Source organism: Streptomyces akebiae, assembly GCF_019599145.1.
GTDB lineage: Bacteria > Actinomycetota > Actinomycetes > Streptomycetales > Streptomycetaceae > Streptomyces > Streptomyces akebiae.
Genome location: NZ_CP080647.1, coordinates 7992362 through 8011566, shown reverse-complemented (window position 1 = coordinate 8011566; position 19205 = coordinate 7992362). Strand labels below are relative to the sequence as shown.

Genomic DNA, 19205 nt, shown 5'->3' with positions numbered 1-19205 from the left:
ATCTTCAGCTTCTCGCCGAACGAAGGGGTCAAGGGCGATGACGGCAGTGGAGACGGGCGGCGGAGCACAGGTCAAATCGGCGGTAAGGACCGTTGAGCTGCTCGAATACTTCGCCGGACGCCCCGGTATGCATTCCCTGGCGGCGGTCCAGGAAGCCGTCGGATATCCCAAGTCGAGTCTGTACATGTTGCTGCGCACCCTCGTGGAGCTCGGCTGGGTGGAGACCGACGCGACCGGCACCCGGTACGGCATCGGCGTGCGGGCCCTGCTCGTGGGCACGTCGTACATCGACGGCGACGAGGTGGTGGCGCTGGCCCGGCCGACGCTGGACCGGCTGTCGGACGACACCACCGAGACGATCCACCTGGCCCGGCTCGACGGCACCAACGTCGTTTATCTCGCCACCCGCCAGTCGCAGCACTATCTACGCCCCTTCACCCGGGTCGGCCGCCGGCTGCCCGCCCACTCCACCTCGCTCGGCAAGGCGCTGCTGGCCACCCACACCGACGAGCAGGTCCGCAAGATGCTCCCGGAGACGCTGCCGGCGCTGACCGAGCACACCATCACCGACCGGGAGCGGCTCATCGAGGAGCTGCGCCAGATCCGCGAGCAGGGGTTCTCGGTGGACCGCGAGGAGAACACGCTCGGGCTGCGCTGCTTCGGGGTGGCGATCCCCTACCGCACACCTGCCCGCGACGCGATCAGCTGCTCCGTCCCGGTGGCCCGGCTGACCCCGGCCCACGAGCAGCTGGTCAAGGACGCCCTCTTCGACGCCCGCGACCGGCTGACGCTGGCGACCCGCAGACTCTGATCCGCCGCCTCGTGGCAACCCCGGCTTCATGAGGACCGCATGAGAAAGCCGGGCCGATGGAACGATTGATCGCATCCCGCTCGTCCTTCCGGGTGCGATGAACAAGACGATCAGGCGCTCCGCCGTCTTCTCCCTGCTGCTCGTGCTCGCCCTGCTGGTCAGGGCGACGTGGGTGCAGTTCTACGAAGGGACGGCGCTCGCGGACGACCAGAACAACCGGCGCAACGCGATCCGGACGTACGCCGACCCGCTCGGGAACATCATCGTGGCGGGCGACTCGATCACCGGCTCGGCCCGTACCGAGAACAGCGACCTCGCCTACAAGCGCACGTACAAGGACGGCGAGCTGTACGCGGCGGTCACGGGCTACGCCTCGCAGGCCTACGCGCCCACCCAGCTGGAGGGTGTCTACCAGGACCTGCTCGACGGCACCGACCTGCGGCTGAAGACCGTCATGGACACGGTCACCGGGCAGCGCGCCGAACCGGGCAATGTGATCACCACCATCGATCCGGCCGTGCAGAAGGCGGCGTACGACGCGCTCGGCGACAAGAAGGGCGCGGCCGTCGCGATCGACCCGACGACGGGGAAGATCCTCGCGGTGGTGTCGACTCCGTCGTACGACCCGTCCTCCCTCACCGACGCCGGCACCGCCGGTACGGCCTGGAAGAAGCTCAACGCGGACGAGGACAAGCCGCTGACCAACCGGGCACTGCGCCAGCCGCTGCCGCCGGGGTCGACGTTCAAGCTGGTCGTGGCGGCGGCCGCGCTGGAGGACGGGCTGTACTCGTCGGTGGACGAGAAGACGGTCAGCCCGGACCCGTACACGCTGCCGGAGACCGAGACGGAGCTGTCCAACGAGAATCCGAGCGCGCCCTGCGAGAACGCCACGATCCGTACGGCGCTGCAGTACTCGTGCAACAACGTCTTCGCGAAGATGGCCGTCGACCTCGGGCAGGACAAGGTGCGGGCGACGGCCGAGAAGTTCGGCTTCGACGACAAGACGCAGGACGTGCCGGTGCGGGCGTACGAGAGCGTCTATCCGTCGGACATGAACAAGCCCTCCACGGCTCTGACGGGCATCGGCCAGTACGACGTCACCGCGACGCCGCTCCAGATGGCGATGGTGTCGGCGGCGATAGCCAACGGCGGCAAGCTCGTCGCGCCGCACATGGTGGCGCAGATCACCAACGGCGGTGGGGACGTCCTGGAGGACTACGACTCCGAGGCGGACACGAAGGAGATCATGAGCTCCGACACCGCCGAGCAGTTGCAGTCGGCGATGCGGACGGTCGTCGAGGACGGCACCGGCACCAACGCGCGGATCAGCGGGGCGACGGTGGGCGGCAAGACCGGTACGGCCCAGCACGGCGAGAACAACAGCAAGACGCCGTACGCCTGGTTCACCTCGTACGCGAAGGCCGACGGCAAGGAGGTCGCCGTCGCGGTCGTCGTCGAGCAGTCGAACGCGGCGCGGTCGGAGGTCAGCGGCAACGGGCTGGCGGCGCCGGTCGCGAAGGCCGTGATGGAGGCGGCGTTGAAGGGCTGAGGGACCACGGGATCCCTCTGAGACCACCTGAATAGGAAGGGCCGCCCTCACTCCCCCCGGAGGGCGGCCCTTCGTCATCGACTACTTCACGCCGAACAGCTGCTGGATCGGGTTGATCGCGAAGTACACCAGGAACAGCGCCGAGGTCGCCCACAGCAGCCAGTGGATCTCCTTCGCCTTGCCGAGGACCGTCTTGATGAGGACGAAGGCGAGGAAGCCCGCGCCGATGCCGTTGGTGATGGAGTACGTGAACGGCATCACCGCGATGGTGAGGAACGCCGGGATCGCGATCTCGTACCTGTCCCAGTCGATGTTCTTGACCTGGGTCATCATCAGGAAGCCGACGGCGACGAGCGCCGGCGCGGCGGCCTGCATGGGGACGATGGTCAGCAGCGGGGTGAGGAAGAGCGCCACCGCGAAGAGGCCGCCGGTGATCAGGTTGGAGAACCCGGTGCGTGCGCCCTCGCCGACGCCGGCCGCGGACTCGATGTAGGAGGTCGCGGAGGACGAGGAGGCCGCGCCGCCCGCGACGGCGGCGGCGCCGTCGATGAGGAGGACCCGGCCGAGGTTCGGGACCTTGCCCTCCTCGTCGAGCAGGCCCGCCTCGGCGGTGATACCGACGACCGTGCCCATGGTGTCGAAGAAGTCCGAGAGCAGCAGGGTGAAGATCAGCAGGACGACCGTGATGACGGTGGTCTCGCCGAACGAGCCGAAGAGGCTGAAGTCGCCGATCAGTCCGAACTCGGGGGCGGCGACGATGTCGTCGGGGACCTTCGGGGTGGTCAGGCCCCAGCTCTTGATGTCGGCCACCGAATTGATCACGATCGCAACGACCGTCATCGTCAGGATGCTGATCAGGATCGCGCCCTTCACCTTGCGGGCGAGCAGCGCGACGGTCAGCAGGACGCCGGCGCAGAAGACCAGGATGGGCCAGCCGGACAGTGCGCCGCCGGCGCCGAGCTGGACCGGCACGGTGGTGTTCGCGATGTCCGGGATACGGGTGACGAACCCGGCGTCGACGAAGCCGATGAAGGCGATGAACAGGCCGATGCCGACGCTGATCGCCTGCTTCAGCGCCTGCGGAATGGCGTGCATGACGGCCTCACGCAGGCCGGTCACCACCAGGACGCAGATCAGCAGGCCTTCGAGGACGACCAGGCCCATCGCGTCGGACCAGCTCATCAGCGGGGCTATCTGGAAGGCGACGACCGCGTTGAGACCGAGGCCCGCGGCGAGCGCCAGCGGAAGGTTTCCTCCGACACCCATGATGATCGTCATCACGGCGGCCACGAGGGCGGTCGCGGTGACGAGTTCGGCGCCGTCGAGGGTGTGGCCGTACTTGTCCTTCGCGCTGCCGAGGATGATGGGATTCAGGACAAGGATGTACGCCATCGTGAAGAACGTGGCGAAGCCGCCGCGTATCTCACGGGCGAAGGTGGACCCCCGGGCGCTGATCTTGAAGAAGCGATCGACGCTGTTCGCCCCGGGTGGCTCGGCTGCGGGCCGGTCGGCCACCTTCTGTGCGTCGGACATGAACGGTGCTCCTAGTGACATGCGTGGACTACGCGCGGATGCTGGCTGGATTGTTCCCCTGTTGAACCCGATTCAGGTTTTCACCGTGTTACGGAATCGGAGTTCTCCCTGCAAGACGGCGTTCGAAGCCGCGTACGAACCCCCTTCACGATCACTGCTACTCTTCCGGATCTCGTCGGGGGGCGACCCCGGACGACCACATGTCATTCACATGACACGCACAGTGAGCCGGCTCGGCCGCTGTGGGCCGCAGCGAGAAGAGAGGTCCCCGTGGGCACAGTCGTCGACGACGCAGCCTCCGTGGAGTTCCACGCCTTCTTCGAACGGCACTATGCCGAACTCTCGCGTCTGGCACACCTGTTGACGGGTGAGGCGGACGCCGCCGACGACCTGGCCGCGGACGCGTTGCTCGCGATGTGGCACCGTTGGGACCGGGTCCGAGCGGCGGACCATCCGGTGGCGTACGCCCGTGGCGTCGTCGCCAACCTGGCCCGCACCCGGATCCGCAGCGCGGTCCGTGAGCGCCGCAGGATCACGCTGTTCTGGTCGCAGCGCGAGGAGAAGACCGAGAATCCCGATGTGCCCGGCGTGGTCGACGTCCAGTCGGCGCTGCGCAGGCTGCCGTTCCGCAAGCGGGCCTGTGTGGTCCTGCGTCATGCCTTCGACCTCTCGGAGAAGGACACGGCGCTCGCCCTCGGCGTCTCGGTCGGTACGGTGAAGAGCCAGACGTCCAAGGGGATGGCCGAGTTGCAGAAGCTGCTCGGCACCGAGGACGCGCCGCAGCGGATGCACGCGGGCATCGCGGGCGGGGGCGTCACGAAACCGCGCGTGACCCGCGCGGGCGTGACCGGCACCGGAGGAAGGGACCGATGAGGGACGTGCACGAGGAGCTGCGCGCCCGGCTGCGCGAGTCGGCCGAGGCGCACGAGCCCGACCGCGCCCGCATCCTGGCCCGGATCGAGCGCGGTATGGCCGCCCCCGAGGAGCGCCGGAGCCGCAAGGCGACCCGGCCGCCGCTGTGGGGCTGGGTGCGGGTGGTCACCGCCACCGCCGGGGTCGCGGGCGTGCTCGCGGTCGGCGGCTACGCGGTCGCCTCCGCGGTGAAGGGCGAGGCGACCCCGCCGGCCGATCAGACGGTCGTGGTCTCCCCGACTCCGGTCGACTCCCCCGCCGCCACGAGCCGGGCCCCGGTCCGGCCGGACCGCCCGAGCCCCGGCGTCGGCGGGAAGCAGGAGGAGAAGCCCGGCTCGACGCCGTCGAAGAGCCCGTCGCCCAAGGGCACGACGGTGCCGAAGCTGCCCACTTCGAAGAACGAGGAGGACGGCCCGCTCTGGTCGGACGGCTCCGTCGACCCGCACAGCAACGACTTCTGGGCGCAGAGCAACCTCACCCTGAAGACGAGTGAGCAGCTCACCGAGCTGACCGTCCAGCTGACGATCGCCCAGACCGGCGGGGTCTCCTCGGCCGGCGCCTGGCGGTCGCTGCCGGAGCAGGACTTCGACCTCACGGTCACGTCCGACGACGGGTTCCTGGTCTACACCTGGGTGCTCAAGGACGGACGCACGGTCCCGAAGGGCGAGTTCGTCTTCGCCGGGCAGTACAACCACGAGCGCGGTGGCCGTGACGCGGGCGACGACCGCTACACGATGACCGCCAGGGCGGGCGGCGAGGACCTCACGGTGGGCGGCGACTTCGAGGGCCACGACGACGACAACGACGACAACGACTCCTCGGACGAGGGCGATTCGTAGCGGAGATTCGTGGCGGAGACCCTCAAAGGAGGGCACGGGAGGTCACGTTCACGGGAGGTCACAGGAGGGGTCCGTGAAGAAGTTCCCGTGAAAAAGATCTGTGGGCGCGGCAACCCTTTCTCCACCGGTGGCGACCAGTAGGCGCAAGAGTCACCACCAGCGAGGGATCGGGTACATGACCGCACCTGCAGAGCAGCGCGTCCGGCACCGCCGTCGGGTCACGGGCCGGAGGGCCGTGATCGGCTCGGTGGCCGCCCTCGCCCTCACCGGCGGGGCGCTCTTCACGACGTCGCTGCTGTCCCCCGCCGACGCCGCCGCCACCTGGCCGACGGCCAAGGGCAGCAAGGCCGTCTCCTCGACGATCGAGGTGAAGGGCACCTACGACGGCAAGCTGAGGAAGTTCTTCGGCAAGGGCGCGCTCGGCGGCGGCGGCCAGGACGAGGGGCAGGACCCGGTCTTCGAGCTGGCCGACGGTGCCGTCCTCAAGAACGTGATCATCGGTCTTCCGGGGGCGGACGGGGTGCACTGCAAGGGCAGTTGCACCCTGAAGAACGTGTGGTGGCTGGATGTCGGCGAGGACGCGGCCAGCTTCAAGGGCACGTCGTCGAAGGCCGTGTACAAGGTCATCGGCGGGGGCGCGAAGAAGGCCTCGGACAAGGTGTTCCAGTTCAACGGCGCCGGCAGGCTCAGCATCACCGGCTTCCGGGTGCGGGACTCCGGCAAGCTGGTGCGCTCCTGCGGCAACTGCAAGAAGCAGTACAAGCGCACGATCGTGCTGAGCGACATCGACGTCGTGGCGCCCCTGCAGGCGATCGTCGGCGTGAACGCCAACTACCGCGACACCGCGACGCTGTCGAAGATCCGCATCCACGGCGACCCGAAGAAGAAGGTCAAGACCTGCGTGCGCTTCAAGGGCAACAGCTCGGGCAAGGAGCCGACCCGGATCGGCGTCGGCGCGGACGGGACCACCTGCAAGTTCTCGTCATCCGCCATCACCTACAAGTGAGCCCCTCGCCAAGAAGGGGAGGGGAGCGTGCGCGTTCGCGGGAGGGCGGGCGCGGGTATCCATCAACAACCGGGTCTCGCCGGTACCGGGCGGACAACCCCACCTTCCTCCACGGCGTCCCTGCAAGTGCGTGGAAGTCGAACACCAGTGAGTACGACGTACTGACACTCGACATGGTCAGTGGTTCGAGCGGCACGGGCCTCCTCGGTCCGGGCACCTCGTTCGACTGCGTGGACCTGCCGGCCCGAGCCCCCCTCGGCCGGCAGTCGGTGCCGACCGGAGCCCCCCTCGGGGTCGGCACGAAAAACGCCCCCCGCCGGTGACGACCGGCGGGGGGCGCCTTCTTCTCACCCCTGCGCGTTCCCGCCTCGCGCGGCGGGTCAGTTCATCGTCGCGCCGATGGCCTTGGAGCCCGTGGTGAGGAACGTCGTGATCGGCAGGGACCCGTCCGTGCGCCGGGCGGCGTACGCGGTGGCCGCGTCCGTCGAGCGGAAGGCCGGCGTGGTGATGCCGCTGTCCCAGTTGTTGGCTGCCGAGACCGTGGCGGAGCCCTGCTTCGCCTTCCCCGTCCCGTTGCCCACCGCGAGGTTCCGCGCCAGCCGGGCCTTGCCGGTGGAGAAGTAGAACCCGGTCGCCTTGTTGCCGTACGCCGTGTTCCGGTTCAGCAGGATCGCGCCGGTGTTGGAGTTCTCGGTGAACCCGTGCAGCGTGTTGTCCCAGGCCGCGTTGTTGTTGACCGAGTGCGCGACCGAGGCCCCGCCGCCGCCCAGCTTGAACCCGTTGCCGTTGCCCTCGAACGCGGAGTCCTTCCAGCGGTTCCTGCCGTTGCCGAAGGCCCAGGAGTGGTCGATGGTGACGGACGAGGAGAACTGCCAGAGGTCGAGGCCGTCGTCCGCGTTGCCGTAGAGGCGCGCTCCGGTGATCCTGTTGCCGGTGCCGGAGCCGAACTTCACGGCGATGCCGTCGGCGTTCTGGCCGTGGGTCGCGGCGTCGTAGTTGCCGTGACTGTCCAGGTTCCGTACGAGGTTGTCCGTCGTGCCGTCACCGCGCAGCGTGAAGCCGGAGTCGCCGTTGTTCGCGGTCACGAGGTTCTCGAAGATCCCGCCGACCGAGGACGTGACGACCAGGCCCTGGGCCGGGGAGTTCTGGAAGGTGATGCCGGAGACCGTCCAGTGGTCGCCGTAGATCCCGGCGAGCCAGGAGCCGGCGGGCAGCGCGGACCCGTCGATCCTGACCTTCTCGCCGCGGAGAGCGGTGAGCGTGATCCGGGCGGAGGGGGTGCCGTTCGCGGTGGACTTCAGGGTCCGCGTCGGCCGGTAGGTGCCGGCGCGGACCTGGATCGTCGTACCCGCTCGGGCGCCGGCCACGGCCGCCTCCAGCGACGCGGTGCTGGAGACGGTGACGGTGGTGGCGGCGGCCTGGGCACCGTCGTGCGTGAGGCCGAGGTGGACGCCGCCGGCCCCCGCGGCGACGGACACGGCGGCGGCGATCGACAGGGTCCGGGTTCTTCGGTGGCGTCCAGAGGTCTGACGCACGGGTGTTCCTTTCGCAGGGGACGCGTCTTCGGGAGACGAGGAACGAAGCGGGCCGGAGGGGCCGCCCCGGCCCGCTTCTGATCACTGGTCGCCGCCCGCCGGGAAAGGGTTGCCGCGCCCCGCGAAATCGCTCGAAAGTTTCGCTGGGAGTCTTCACACGCACACCGATTGACGCCCTGGAGCGCCACTGATGAGACTCCGAGGGCGACACGGCAAACAGAATCCATCAGACTTCCACAGGATGTGTCATGCGCCCCACCGCCCGTACGCTCCTGCTTCCCCTCCTGGCCCTCGTCCTCGGCCTCCTGGCCGCCCCACCGGGCGCCGCCCAACCGGCGCCCGACTCCTCCCCACGGCCCGCACGCTCCGAGAAGAAACCGGAGTACGCCGGTTATCTCTTCGCCTACTTCACCGGCGAGGGCACCGCCGACGGCGAGCAGATCCGCTACGCCCTCAGCCGGGGCGACGACGCCCTGCACTGGCGGGAGCTGAACGCCGGGAAGCCGGTCCTCACCTCGACGATCGGCGAGAAGGGGCTGCGCGACCCGTCCGTGATCCGCGCCCCCGGCGGCGACAAGTTCTACATGATCGCCACCGATCTGCGGATGTACCGCAACAGCAGCGGCAGTTGGGACCAGGTCCAGAGACACGGCAGCAAGTCGATCATGATCTGGGAGTCCACGGACCTGGTGCACTGGACCGACCAGCGGCTGGTGAAGGTCTCGCCCGACAAGGCGGGCAACACCTGGGCGCCGGAGGCCTACTGGGACGACAGCCTGGGTGAGTTCGTCGTCTTCTGGGCGTCGAAGCTGTACGCCGACGACGACCCGGACCACACCGGCTCGACCTACAACAAGATGCTGTACGCGACGACCAAGGACTTCCGCACCTTCAGCGAGCCGAAGGTCTGGGACGATCCCGGCTACTCGGTCATCGACTCGACGGTGGTCAAGCACAAGGGCACGTACTACCGGTACACCAAGGACGAGCGGGACCCCACCTCCTCCAGCCCGTGCTCGAAGTTCATCACCGCGGAGAAGTCGACGTCGCTCACCGACACCTCGTACGACTTCGTCTCGGACTGCGTCGGCAGCGGCTCCATCGACCGCGGTGAGGGCCCGACGGTGTTCAAGTCCAACACCGAGGAGAAGTGGTACCTGTTCATCGACGAGTACGGCGGCCGCGGCTACGTCCCCTTCGAGACCACCGACCTCGACTCGGGCAAGTGGACCATGTCGAAGAACTACCAGCTTCCCGCGAGCCCGCGCCACGGCACGGTGATGCCGGTGACGCAGGAGGAGTACGACCGGCTGCTGGCCGCGTACCCGGTGAGCCCCGCCTCGGTCGTGGACGCGACGGTGAAGGGCCAGAAGGGGTACGCGATCGTCACGGAGGCCGCGAACAAGGTCGTCCTGCCGATGGGGCCGGACACCGGCGAAGCAGCCCTGCGACGGCTGGCGCCGGAGCTCCGGCTCGGTGAGGGCGCGACGGTGAGCCCGCGGTCGGGCACCCGACGCGACTTCCGCAAGCCGCAGAAGTACACGGTCACCGCCGCCGACGGCACGCAACGCGTCTGGACGGTCGAGGCGGTGCCGGCCCGCAGCCCGGTCCTGCCCGGCCTCTACGCCGACCCCGATGTCACGTACATGGACGGCCGCTACTGGATCTACCCGACCACGGACGGCTTCCCCGGCTGGAGCGGCACACGGTTCAAGGCGTTCTCGTCGAAGGACCTCGTCCACTGGAAGGACCACGGCGTCATCCTCGACCTGGGACCCGACGTGTCCTGGGCCGACAAGAACGCCTGGGCCCCGGCGATCGCCGAACGGAACGGCAAGTACTACTTCTACTTCTGCGCCGAGCAGCAGATCGGTGTGGCGGTGGCCGACTCCCCCGCCGGTCCGTTCGAGGACGCCCTCGGAAAGCCCCTGGTCGCCAAGGGCGGGTCGCTGAAGGGCCAGATGATCGACCCGTCGGTCTTCACCGACGGCGACGGGCGGTCGTACCTGTACTGGGGCAACGGACACGGCTACGTGGTGCCGCTGAACGACGACATGGTGTCGTTCGACCCGGGTCAGGTGAAGGACATCACCCCGGACGACTTCCGGGAGGGCTCCTTCGTGATCGAGCGTGAGGGCACGTACTACTTCATGTGGTCCGAGGACGACACCCGCAGCGAGAACTACCACGTGGCCTACGCGACCGGACCGTCCCCGCTGGGCCCGTGGACCAAACGGGGCACGATCCTGTCCAAGCGTCCCGAGTACGGCATCCTCGCCACCGGCCATCACTCGGTGGTGAACGCACCGGGCACGGACGACTGGTACATGGTGTACCACCGGTTCGCCCTCAACGGCCCCGGCAGGCCCGGCGGGGACGGCACCCACCGCGAGACGACCGTCGACCGCATGGAGTTCGCGGCCGACGGCACGATCCGGCCGGTGGTGCCGACCCTGGAGTCGATCAGGCCGGTGCGGCGCCCGTAGTCCGTTCGTCGGTCACCGTCAGCAGCAGGTCCGCCTTGAAGCCGGTCCCACCGACCTGGAAGGTCCAGCTGCCGGGCCCACCCTCGTCGGTGGGCCTCATCGGCCACACCTCCGACACCTGCTCGTCCTCCGCGGCGGCGTGCCCTTCCTCGGTGCTCACCCCCGGCGCCAGGAAGCGCTCGCCGGTGTGGAGGTACAGCGACCACTCCCCCGCGCCATCGGGCACCGCCTGGACGTAGTAGTGCTTGCGGAAGACGAGGTTGTCGGAGAATCCGATGCCGAGGCTGTCCCGCTCGTACACCTGGACGTCGAGGCGGAGCACCACGCTCCGGTCCACCGCCCCCTCGGGTTTGGCGGCGGCGTCGACCCAGCCCTCCCAGATCAGCCGGTTCTCGTCCGCCCACCCGGTGGTGGCGTCACCCGGTTCCGAGAGCGGCTTGCTCAACTCCGCGGCGAGATCGGGCAGGTCGTCGGTGAAGTCGGCCTTGCGGAAGGGGCCGTAGTGGTTCTCGGCCTCGCTGCTCTGGTGGCACAGGTCGAAGTCGACGAACCGAGGCTTGACGGACACCCCGAAATAGAACTCGCTGCGGCCGAAGAGGTCCCGGCCACGCGTCACCTCGGCCCTGTCCAGTCGCAGCCGCACGTGGTGCGTGCCGTGGAAGAAGCGCATGGCTACCTCGTAGGCCTCGCGCGATGTCACCAGGGAGTCCTCGCCGCCGTGGCATTTGTGGACGAAGGTCCGGGGAGCACCCGGGATCTGGGCGGAGGCCTGCTTGACCAGGCCGTCGCTGCGGTTGTAGGTGAGTGTGCCCTCGTCGATCAGGCCGGCGATGCGATTGCCCAGGGTGGCGAACTTGTTGCTGTAGGAGCGGTGGTCCGTGCCGACCACCGTGAGGATCCGCCTGACGGGGAACGGGATGGCCCGGATGTCCGTGCGGTCCGGGTCGAAGGCGGCGATCTCGTCCGCGACCGCGTCGGGCAGGCACTTGACCAGCGCGTCGGGCAGGTACTGGAACGCGATCCCCCGGTGCGGTGTGCCCAGGGTGACGATGCGGTGGATGACGTCCGCGCTGCCGTCCCCCAGCCGGCTCAGGGCGGCCCGGGTGACGAGGCCGCCCATGCTGTGCGCGACGATGTCCACACCGGTGAACTCCTCGTCCGGGCGCATGCCGTGCCGGATGATCTCGATGAGCCTGACCAGTCCTTCCCCGAAGCGGTCGATCTTCCGGGGAAGGAGGTCGTAGTAGCGGTAGATCCACAGGGTCCCGAGGGCGCCCTGGCCCAGCACCTCGCGCGCCATGGGGACGTCCACCACCATGGTGCCGGTGAGCAGGTGCTCGGGCCATCCGTCGCGCTCGCCCGGTCTGGGCTTCTGCTCCTTCTCGTAGTAGCCGACGACGTTGGTCGCGTCCCGGTACGGGTGGAGCCGCGACTTGAGGGCGCGCAGGACGAATCCCTCGTAGATGTAGTTCTCGCCGTAGCGCTCCGCGTAGACGCTGCCGTTGTTGAATCCCTGATACGCGTCGCGCCGTTCGTCCGACACACCGGGGCCGCCGAATCCGCGAATCAGGATCAGCGGGCGAGGACTACCGACCACGAGGACCACTCCACTCAGATGCGCATGCGCTGTTCGTCGCGCAACACTGTGTGGGGTCGCACCGGCTCCATGTCGACAGAATCGTTTTGCCCGGCGTGCCGGACGAGCACGCGCCGGTCAGTTCATCGTCGCGCCGATCGTCGTACTGCCCGTGGTCAGGAAGGTGGTCGCGGGCAGGGTGCCGCTCGACGAACGGGCGTTGTACGTCGAGGAGGCGTCGGTGGAGCGGAACGACGGGGTCGAGATGCCGGAGTCCCAGTTGTTGCCGGACGACACGACGGACGAACCCTTGTTGGCCGAGCCGCCGCCGTTGCCCACCGCCAGGTTCTTGCCGAGGCGGGCCGCTCCGGTGGCGAAGTAGTAGCCCCACTTGGCGTTGGCGTAGGCGGTGGTGCGGTTGATGACGATGGCGCCCTTGTTGCTGTTCTCGGTGAAGCCGTTGCCCGCGTTGTCCCAGGCCGCCGAGTTGTTGATGACGTGGGCCACGGTCTCGCCGTCGCCGCCGAGCTTGTAGCCGTTGCCGTCGCCGGCGAACGCGGAGTCCCCCCAGCGGTTCTTGCCGTTGCCCATCGCCCAGGTGTGCTCGACGGTGACGGGCGAGGAGAAGGACCAGAAGTCCAGGCCGTCGTCCGAGTTGTTGTAGAGGCGGGCGCCGGTGATGAGGTTGCCGCTGCCTGAGCCGTACTTCACGGCGATGCCGTCGGCGTTCTCCCCGTGGTTGGCCGGGTCGTAGTGGCCGTAGGAGTCGATGTTGCGGACGGTGTTGTTGGTGGTGCTGTCGCCGGTGAGCGTGAAGCCGGAGTCGCCGCCGTTGATGGTCTTGATGTTGTCCCACACCGTGGAGGCGCAGGACTGGCAGACGACCGCGCTGTCCGGGGAGTTCTGGAAGGTGATCCCGGAGACGGTCCAGTAGTCGGCGGTCAGCTTGAAGATCCAGTCGCCGTCGGGGAGGTTCGAGCCGTCGATCTTCACGGTCTCCGAGCCGTACGGCTGGAGGTGTATCCGGCTGGAGGAGGTGCCGTTGGCCGTCGACTGGAGGGTCGCCGTCGGGTAGTACGTGCCGCCGCGCACCTGGATGACGGTGCCGGCGGTGGCGTTCTTGATGGCGTTGGCCAGGTCGGTGGAGTTGCTGACGACCACGGTCGCGGCGTGCGCCTGGGTGGGGAGCACGGCCAGACCGGTGCCGAGGGCCAGGGCGGTGCCCAGGGCCAGAGCGGTACGACGAGACATGGAGAGCGGTTCCTTTCTCGTGCGGGTGGGGTGCTTCACAGGACGGAGTCGAACCAGTCGACGACCTCGTCCTGCAGGGGCGCGGTGAACACGTGGCCGAGGTCGGGCCAGGTCTTCAGCCGCAGCCGCTCCTCGGCGTGGCGGGACCGCCAGACGGCGCGCAGCTTGTCGTGGGCCGCGCGGACGCCGTCGGCGGGGAACAGCGGATCGAGGCCGCCGTTCAGGAAGAACATCGGCTTGGGGGCGCCGATGCTCGCCACGTCGGGGAAGTCGAGGTGCCGGGCGAGCCCGGGGTGGAGCATGTAGTAGGAGGACTGGCCGCGCAGGATGTTGTTGCCGGGGACCATGACCTCCTTGAGGCCGGTCATCCAGCACACGCTCGCGGCGGCCGCGATGTCGTCGCTGAGCGCGGCCGTCTGCCAGGCCCGGAACGCGCCCATCGAGAACCCGAGGGCCGCGACCCGGCGCCGGTCCACCCGGTCGAGGCCGGCCAGGAAGCCCGCGGCGCGCACGTCCTCCCTGGCCATCAGCCCGGCGAGCGAGGAGCCCAGGTTGTAGAGGTTGCTCGCGAGGGCCTGCTGTTCCTCGTAACCGACCGGTCCCCGGTCGCCCCAGCCGAGCGCGTCGACGGCGAGGACGACATAGCCGCGGCGGGCCAGTTCGTCGCCGACGAACCGGCCGCTGAAGTACCGGTCGGCCCAGGCCCGCGCGGAGGCCAGCCGGCTCTCGTCGGACCACGGCAGGACGAGTTTCTCCTTGCCGATGTCGAACTTGGCGCCGTGGTCGTGCAGAAGGAGGACGGCCGGGAACGGTCCGGTGCCGTGCGGGGTGAGCAGGGCGCCCCGGACGCGGCCGTACCGGGTGAGGGAGAAGGTCACCGACTCACGGACGTAGCCGTCGCCTTCGGCTCGCCGTGCGTCGAACTCGGGGTCGTACGGGGTGTCGTCCCGGGCGACGAGGAGATGGTCCTCGACCTTGGCCCGGGCGACTCGCCTCCAGGTGCGGAAGTCCCGGATCGGGGAGGTGCCCCAGGCGAGCGGGAAGCGGAGCTCGTCCTTGAGGAGGGGGTGGAAGTCGGGGAGGGTGCCGGCCAGGGCGGCCCCGGCGACGCCCGACGGCTCCGCCCCGGCCGCCGCGGCCGTTCCGGCGCCCGTGAACGCCGCCGCCCCCGCGCCCACGACGAACGCCCGGCGCCCCACGGATCCACGGGTCCCGGGCGGGTCGGGGCCGCCCGCCGGTTCACCGGCCGGCATACGGCCTCCAGTCCCCGAGATAGGTCCGCCGGGTGTGCTCGCTCGCCTCGGCCGCCGTCAGCTGGGGCCGGTTCTCCGGCACGGAGACGACCGCGCCCGGGCCGGAGTTGGCGTACTCGCGAAAGCGCATGGTCTGCCAGGGGTAGGCGTCGCGCATGTTGGTGTAGGGCGCGACGGCGTCGATCCCGGGGCCGATCCAGGTGTCCCGCACGACCAGCGAGGGCCAGGCGGTCGTCTCGTACGAGGGCACCCAGGGCCGGGCGATCTTGTACGCGGCGTCCTCGGCGCCGGAGGTGATCCGGCCGCGCAGGGCGAGGAAGCCGTAGGGGTTGGCGCGGGCGGTGGCGGGGGCGAAGACCATGCCCTTGGGGGTGAAGGACACGTCCCGCCGGAGGGTGCGGAAGTGGCAGGAGTCGAAGACGGCGCGGGCCCGCCCGAACACGAAGTCGACGTCGCCCTCGATGTAGCAGTGGCGGTAGTACTGCCGGTCGAAGGCGTCGAGCGCGGTGGTGTCCGCGAACAGCGTGTCCTGGTGGGCGAGGAACCGGACGTTCTCGAAGTGCGAGCGGTCCCCGGTGACGTACGCGGCGACCGCCTGGGTTCCGGTGTAGTCCGGGTGGTCCGCGCGCAGCCAGTCGTTGGCGAGGGTCAGGTCGCGTACGGTCAGGCCCGGCGCCGCCGAGGTGAAGGTGGCGGAGCCCGCAGTGCCGTACGTGCCGCCCTCGGGCCTGGGGGTGCCGTTGGCCCGGTCGAAGACGATCACGGCGGCGCGGGGGTCGCGGGAGACGCCCCGCAGGGTCAACTGTCCTTTGCCCACTGGGATGTTGACGACCTCGCGGTACGTCCCCGGGTGGACCACGATCGTCCAGCCGGGTCCGGTGACGGCGTCCACGGCGGCCTGGACCGATCCGCCGGGCCGGACGTGCAGGACCCGGCGGCCGTGGGCGAGGGCGGGGGCCGCGCCGGCGGCCACCAGGCCGCCGGCGATCCCGCCGAGCAGGGTGCGTCGGCGCATCTCAGCACCTCTCCCACGGGGTCCAGTCGCCGAGGTACGCCTCACGGGTGGCGGAGGCGGCTTCGGCGGCCGTGAGCTGGGGCCGGTTCTCCGGGACGGAGACGACGGCGCCGGGTCCGGTGTTCCGGTACTCGGCGAACCGCTGGTCCTGCCAGGGGAAGCCCGACGACATGTTGGTGTAGGGCGCGACCGCGTCGATCCCGGCACCGAGGCGGGTCTCGCGCACGGTGAGCATGGGCCGGGCGGTGGTGTCCGAGCTGGGCACCCAGGGGCGGGCCAGCTTGTAGTAGGCGTCGGGGGCCTCGCTGGTGATCCGGCTCCGGCTCACCAGATAGCCGCGCGGGTTGGCGCCGGCCGTGGAGGGCGCGAAGACGAACCCGTACGGCGCGGACCCCAGGTCGGTCCTGGTCAGGGTGTGGAAGTGGCAGCGTTCGAAGACGGCCGTGGCCCGCCCGAAGACGAAGTCCACGTCCCCCTCGGCGTAGCAGTCGCGGAAGTACTGCCGGGCGAAGGTGCCGAGCGCCATCGAGTCGGCGTAGAGCGTGTCCTGGTGCCCCAGGAACCGGCACCGCAGGAACGCCGACCTGTCGCCCTGCACCTTGAGGGCGACGGCCTGGGTGCCGCTGATCCCGGGGTGGTCGGCGCGCAGCCAGTCGTTGGCGAAGGTGATGTCCCGCGCGGTGAACCCGTCGGCCTGCACCAGGGTCGTGGCGGACCCGGTGGTGCCGTAGGTGCCACCGCCGGGCTTCGGGGTGCCGGCCGCGTTGTCGTACACGACCACGACGTCCCGGGCGTCCCCGGAGGCCCCGATCCAGGTCATCTCCTTACGGGCGACGCCGACGGCGACGGTCTCCCGGTACACGCCGGGCGCGACGACCAGCGTGTGTCCGGTGCCGCTCGCCGCGGTGACGGCGGCCTGGACGGTGGTGAAGTCACCCGCGCCGCCGGCGTCCACGTACAGGGTCCGGTCGTCGAGGCGGGCGGCCGGCGATCCGTACCGCCCGAAGACCCGGCGGCCACGGGCGGCGCGGTCGGCCTCGGCCGCCGGTGCCGCCTGGGCCCCGGGCGCGACGGCGAGCGCGAGTGCGGTCCCGACCCCGGCGGCCACGAACGACCGTCTGCTCAGCCCTCCTTGGCGCTCGGCCATCAGCAGACCTTCCCGGCGCCCGCGCGGTTCGCGACGATGCCCGGCACGGCGCGCGGCTTGTCGACCTTGGTCCGCAGGGTGGGCGTCCACCCGGCGCCGGACCGGAGGAACTCCGAGGGGATCTCGGCGTTGTGGACGGCGATGAGGTCCGTCAGCCTGCCGTTGACGTAGTTGTTCTCGGCGGTGAGCGGGGAGTCGTTCCACCTCTTCAGGGCCTTGCCGACGCTCGCGCCCGCGGGCAGCGTGATCGCGTTGTCGCTGGCGTGCAGTTGCGAGGAGATGCCGACACCGAAGATGTAGTAGTCGTCCTTCTGCTCCTCGGTGACGACGTAGTGGTTGTTGTAGACGTCGACCTGGCCGAACCGCACGCGCGGGGAGCGCTGGAGGATCCCGTCGAAGCGGTTGTGGTGCATGGTGACCTTGAGCTTGCCGCCGTCCGTGGCGGCGAGGCCGTCGCCGTTGCCGATCAGCATGTTCTTGTCGTGGTTCTCGTAGCGGTTCCAGGACACCGTCACGTAGTTGGAGCCGCGCACGATGTCCGTCAGCCCGTCGTGCTGCTGGAAGACCTTGCCGAAGTAGACCGGCCGCTCGCTGTCGGGGTAACGCCCGTCGGTGAACGTGTTGTGGTCGAGCCACACGTGGTCGGTGCCGTAGACGACCACGGTGTCGTACTCGGAGTTCCAGTTGCCGGTGTTGTTGTCGTCGGTGGGGTCCCACTTGGGGAAGCAGTCGAGCGGGGCCTCGATGGTGAGGTTGCGCATGATGACGTTCGAGACGCCCTTGATCTGGAGGCTGCCGCCGAGGATGCCGGAGTTCTTGCCGACGCCGACGATGGTGGTGTTGGACGGGATGTTGGCCTTGATCGCCGAGTCCTGGTTGGCCATGGACGCGACCCGCGCGTCCTCCTGCGGACCCTTGGCGACCTGGTCGTTGCCGTAGACGGCCGGGTCGTAGTCCTTGAGGTACTGCTGGAGGTCGTAGCCGCCCGTGACGAAGGCCTCGCAGCCCTCGGAGACGGCGTCGATCATCCCCTTCACCTTGATGATCTTCGGCGCGTCTCCGCCGGCGGCCAGTGCGGCCTTGAACTCCGCCCAGGTGGTGACGGTGTAGACGTGGTCGGCGTCGGCCGCCGAACCGCCGGTGGTGCCGCCTTCCGCCGATCCCCACCCGTCTCCGGCACCGAGGACCTGGCGGGCGAGATCACGCTCCTGGGCCTGGGCCTGGGCCTGGGCGACGCCGGAGCCGGCGACCCCGAGCACCAGCGCGGTACAGCCGACGACGGATGTCATGACATGGGCATGCCAGATACGAGGACGCATGGGTGCGGTTCCTTTCACAGCAAAGGGGGAGGGAGGTCTTCTCGTGGGAGCGTGCGAGGGCGCGGTGGACCGCGGGGACGGGCGACTACGCCACGGGCCACGTGATCCAGGAGTCCGGCACCTCTTCGTCCAGACGGCGCACGTCACGACGCGCGAGGACCCGTCGACGAAGCAGCTCGGAGGCCACCGTCCGCGCGACGGCGATCGCCCCCGGCGGGTTGAAGTGCGTGTTGTCCTGCTCGGTCCCGGTCCAGTTGAAGTACTTCTTGGTCTCCTCGACCCCGAGCCTCTGCCACAACGCGATCGACAGCGCCTGGATGTCGAGGAGGGCGACCCCCTCCTCCGCGGCGAGAGCGATCGCCGCTGCCGGATAGTCGCCGTGGGTCGGCAGGGCGTTGCCGTCCGGGTCGAACTTCCTGCGCTCGACGGAGGTGGCGAGCACCGGCCGCGCGCCCCGTGCCCGTGCGCCGTCGATGTACTGGCGCAGATGGTCCTGGTAGGTCGTCCACGGCTCGGTGTACCGCGTGGGATCGGCGATCTTGGAGTCGTTGTGCCCGAACTGGACGATCAGGAAGTCCCCGGGGCGAAGGGCTCCGAGGATGACGTCCAGGCGCCCCTCGTCGATGAAGCTCTTCGAACTCCGCCCGTTCACGGCGTGGTTGGAGACGGCCAGCCCTTTTCCGAGGAAGAACGGCAGCGCCATCCCCCACCCGGTCTCGGGCGCGGCGTCGGCGTACTTCTGGGCGGCGGTGGAATCGCCGGCGATGTAGAGGGTGCGCTCGCGGCGTGACCCGCCGGGCGAACCCGCGGCGTACGCGGGCCCCGTGGCGGCGACGGCGAGCGGAACGGCGGCGAGCGCCGCGCCGGTGACCTGTCTGCGGGTGAGTGACACGTGCGGGGTGCCTTTCTCAACAGGGCGTGCGAAGTAGGGGGGTTGTGCGATGCCTTTCCGGTGGGGGGTGCCCCCCGCGCC

15 protein-coding genes are annotated in these 19205 nt (G+C 69.6%); 6 read left to right on the top strand and 9 right to left on the bottom strand.

All coding sequences use genetic code 11. The features are described 5' to 3' along the window. Positions 1 to 37: 37 nt before the first annotated feature. Together K1J60_RS34665 and K1J60_RS34660 are read left to right on the top strand one after the other, a co-directional pair. The gene (locus K1J60_RS34665) at positions 38 to 811 is read left to right on the top strand and encodes an IclR family transcriptional regulator (RefSeq protein ID WP_033529151.1); all 774 of its coding nucleotides are present in this window, start codon (positions 38 to 40) and stop codon (positions 809 to 811) included. 97 nt (positions 812 to 908) lie between these two features. Beyond that, positions 909 to 2360, top strand: coding sequence for a peptidoglycan D,D-transpeptidase FtsI family protein (locus tag K1J60_RS34660; protein ID WP_220649657.1), 1452 nt, complete (start codon positions 909 to 911; stop codon positions 2358 to 2360). A gap of 81 nt (positions 2361 to 2441) precedes the next feature. Here the strand turns inward: K1J60_RS34660 and K1J60_RS34655 are convergent, their stop codons facing one another. Further along, positions 2442 to 3893, bottom strand: a complete 1452-nt coding sequence (locus K1J60_RS34655; protein WP_220649656.1) for an NCS2 family permease — start codon at positions 3891 to 3893, stop codon at positions 2442 to 2444. Between the two features lie 270 nt (positions 3894 to 4163). Here K1J60_RS34655 and K1J60_RS34650 point away from each other — a divergent pair, with 270 nt between their 5' ends. The 3 genes from K1J60_RS34650 (at position 4164) to K1J60_RS34640 (ending at position 6650) form a co-directional block, all read left to right on the top strand. Further along, entirely contained in the window at positions 4164 to 4766 is a 603-nt protein-coding gene (locus K1J60_RS34650; RefSeq protein WP_220649655.1) for a SigE family RNA polymerase sigma factor, read from the top strand. Beyond that, positions 4763 to 5644: a hypothetical protein gene (locus K1J60_RS34645; protein WP_220649654.1), complete on the top strand. Its 882-nt coding sequence runs from the start codon at positions 4763 to 4765 to the stop codon at positions 5642 to 5644. Before K1J60_RS34650 ends, K1J60_RS34645 begins: the two co-directional genes overlap by 4 nt. Before the next feature lie 175 nt (positions 5645 to 5819). Next, positions 5820 to 6650, top strand: coding sequence for a pectate lyase (locus K1J60_RS34640; RefSeq protein WP_220649653.1), 831 nt, complete (start codon positions 5820 to 5822; stop codon positions 6648 to 6650). Positions 6651 to 7030: 380 nt separating this feature from the next. Here K1J60_RS34640 and K1J60_RS34635 read toward each other — a convergent pair whose 3' ends face one another. Further along, the gene (locus K1J60_RS34635) at positions 7031 to 8185 is read right to left on the bottom strand and encodes a right-handed parallel beta-helix repeat-containing protein (RefSeq protein ID WP_220649652.1); all 1155 of its coding nucleotides are present in this window, start codon (positions 8183 to 8185) and stop codon (positions 7031 to 7033) included. A 248-nt stretch (positions 8186 to 8433) separates the two neighbouring features. Between K1J60_RS34635 and K1J60_RS34630 the strand changes: the two genes are divergently transcribed. After that, positions 8434 to 10671: a family 43 glycosylhydrolase gene (locus K1J60_RS34630; protein WP_220649651.1), complete on the top strand. Its 2238-nt coding sequence runs from the start codon at positions 8434 to 8436 to the stop codon at positions 10669 to 10671. Here the strand turns inward: K1J60_RS34630 and K1J60_RS34625 are convergent. The 7 genes from K1J60_RS34625 to K1J60_RS34595 all read right to left on the bottom strand — a co-directional run bounded on the left by K1J60_RS34625 (position 10649) and on the right by K1J60_RS34595 (position 19124). Beyond that, positions 10649 to 12268 (bottom strand): esterase/lipase family protein, encoded by a 1620-nt coding sequence (locus K1J60_RS34625; protein ID WP_220649650.1) that lies wholly within the window; start codon positions 12266 to 12268, stop codon positions 10649 to 10651. The genes K1J60_RS34630 and K1J60_RS34625 overlap by 23 nt on opposite strands. Positions 12269 to 12385: 117 nt before the next feature. Further along, complete coding sequence (locus K1J60_RS34620; RefSeq protein ID WP_220649649.1) at positions 12386 to 13498, bottom strand: right-handed parallel beta-helix repeat-containing protein; 1113 nt, start codon at positions 13496 to 13498, stop codon at positions 12386 to 12388. A gap of 35 nt (positions 13499 to 13533) precedes the next feature. Beyond that, complete coding sequence (locus K1J60_RS34615) at positions 13534 to 14751, bottom strand: dienelactone hydrolase family protein (RefSeq protein WP_220649648.1); 1218 nt, start codon at positions 14749 to 14751, stop codon at positions 13534 to 13536. After that, positions 14738 to 15766: a pectinesterase family protein gene (locus K1J60_RS34610; RefSeq protein ID WP_220649647.1), complete on the bottom strand. Its 1029-nt coding sequence runs from the start codon at positions 15764 to 15766 to the stop codon at positions 14738 to 14740. The genes K1J60_RS34615 and K1J60_RS34610 overlap by 14 nt, the downstream gene beginning before the upstream one ends. Before the next feature lies 1 nt (position 15767). Beyond that, a complete protein-coding gene (locus tag K1J60_RS34605; RefSeq protein WP_220649646.1) occupies positions 15768 to 16913 on the bottom strand; it encodes a pectinesterase family protein in 1146 nt (381 codons plus the stop codon). Further along, positions 16913 to 18232, bottom strand: a complete 1320-nt coding sequence (locus K1J60_RS34600) for a pectate lyase family protein (RefSeq protein WP_220649645.1) — start codon at positions 18230 to 18232, stop codon at positions 16913 to 16915. Before K1J60_RS34600 ends, K1J60_RS34605 begins: the two co-directional genes overlap by 1 nt. 85 nt (positions 18233 to 18317) lie before the next feature. Next, positions 18318 to 19124, bottom strand: a complete 807-nt coding sequence (locus K1J60_RS34595; protein WP_220649644.1) for a rhamnogalacturonan acetylesterase — start codon at positions 19122 to 19124, stop codon at positions 18318 to 18320. Positions 19125 to 19205: the final 81 nt, after the last annotated feature.

What these genes read in the sequence shown, in the direction of transcription:
- K1J60_RS34665 (WP_033529151.1), top strand. Translation starts at nt 38, where the DNA reads ATGACGGCAGTGGAGACGGGCGGCGGAGCACAGGTCAAATCGGCGGTA.
- K1J60_RS34660 (WP_220649657.1), top strand. Translation starts at nt 909, where the DNA reads ATGAACAAGACGATCAGGCGCTCCGCCGTCTTCTCCCTGCTGCTCGTG.
- K1J60_RS34655 (WP_220649656.1), bottom strand. Translation starts at nt 3,893, where the DNA reads ATGTCCGACGCACAGAAGGTGGCCGACCGGCCCGCAGCCGAGCCACCC.
- K1J60_RS34645 (WP_220649654.1), top strand. Translation starts at nt 4,763, where the DNA reads ATGAGGGACGTGCACGAGGAGCTGCGCGCCCGGCTGCGCGAGTCGGCC.
- K1J60_RS34640 (WP_220649653.1), top strand. Translation starts at nt 5,820, where the DNA reads ATGACCGCACCTGCAGAGCAGCGCGTCCGGCACCGCCGTCGGGTCACG.
- K1J60_RS34630 (WP_220649651.1), top strand. Translation starts at nt 8,434, where the DNA reads ATGCGCCCCACCGCCCGTACGCTCCTGCTTCCCCTCCTGGCCCTCGTC.
- K1J60_RS34620 (WP_220649649.1), bottom strand. Translation starts at nt 13,498, where the DNA reads ATGTCTCGTCGTACCGCTCTGGCCCTGGGCACCGCCCTGGCCCTCGGC.
- K1J60_RS34615 (WP_220649648.1), bottom strand. Translation starts at nt 14,751, where the DNA reads ATGCCGGCCGGTGAACCGGCGGGCGGCCCCGACCCGCCCGGGACCCGT.
- K1J60_RS34610 (WP_220649647.1), bottom strand. Translation starts at nt 15,766, where the DNA reads ATGCGCCGACGCACCCTGCTCGGCGGGATCGCCGGCGGCCTGGTGGCC.
- K1J60_RS34605 (WP_220649646.1), bottom strand. Translation starts at nt 16,913, where the DNA reads ATGGCCGAGCGCCAAGGAGGGCTGAGCAGACGGTCGTTCGTGGCCGCC.
- K1J60_RS34600 (WP_220649645.1), bottom strand. Translation starts at nt 18,232, where the DNA reads ATGCGTCCTCGTATCTGGCATGCCCATGTCATGACATCCGTCGTCGGC.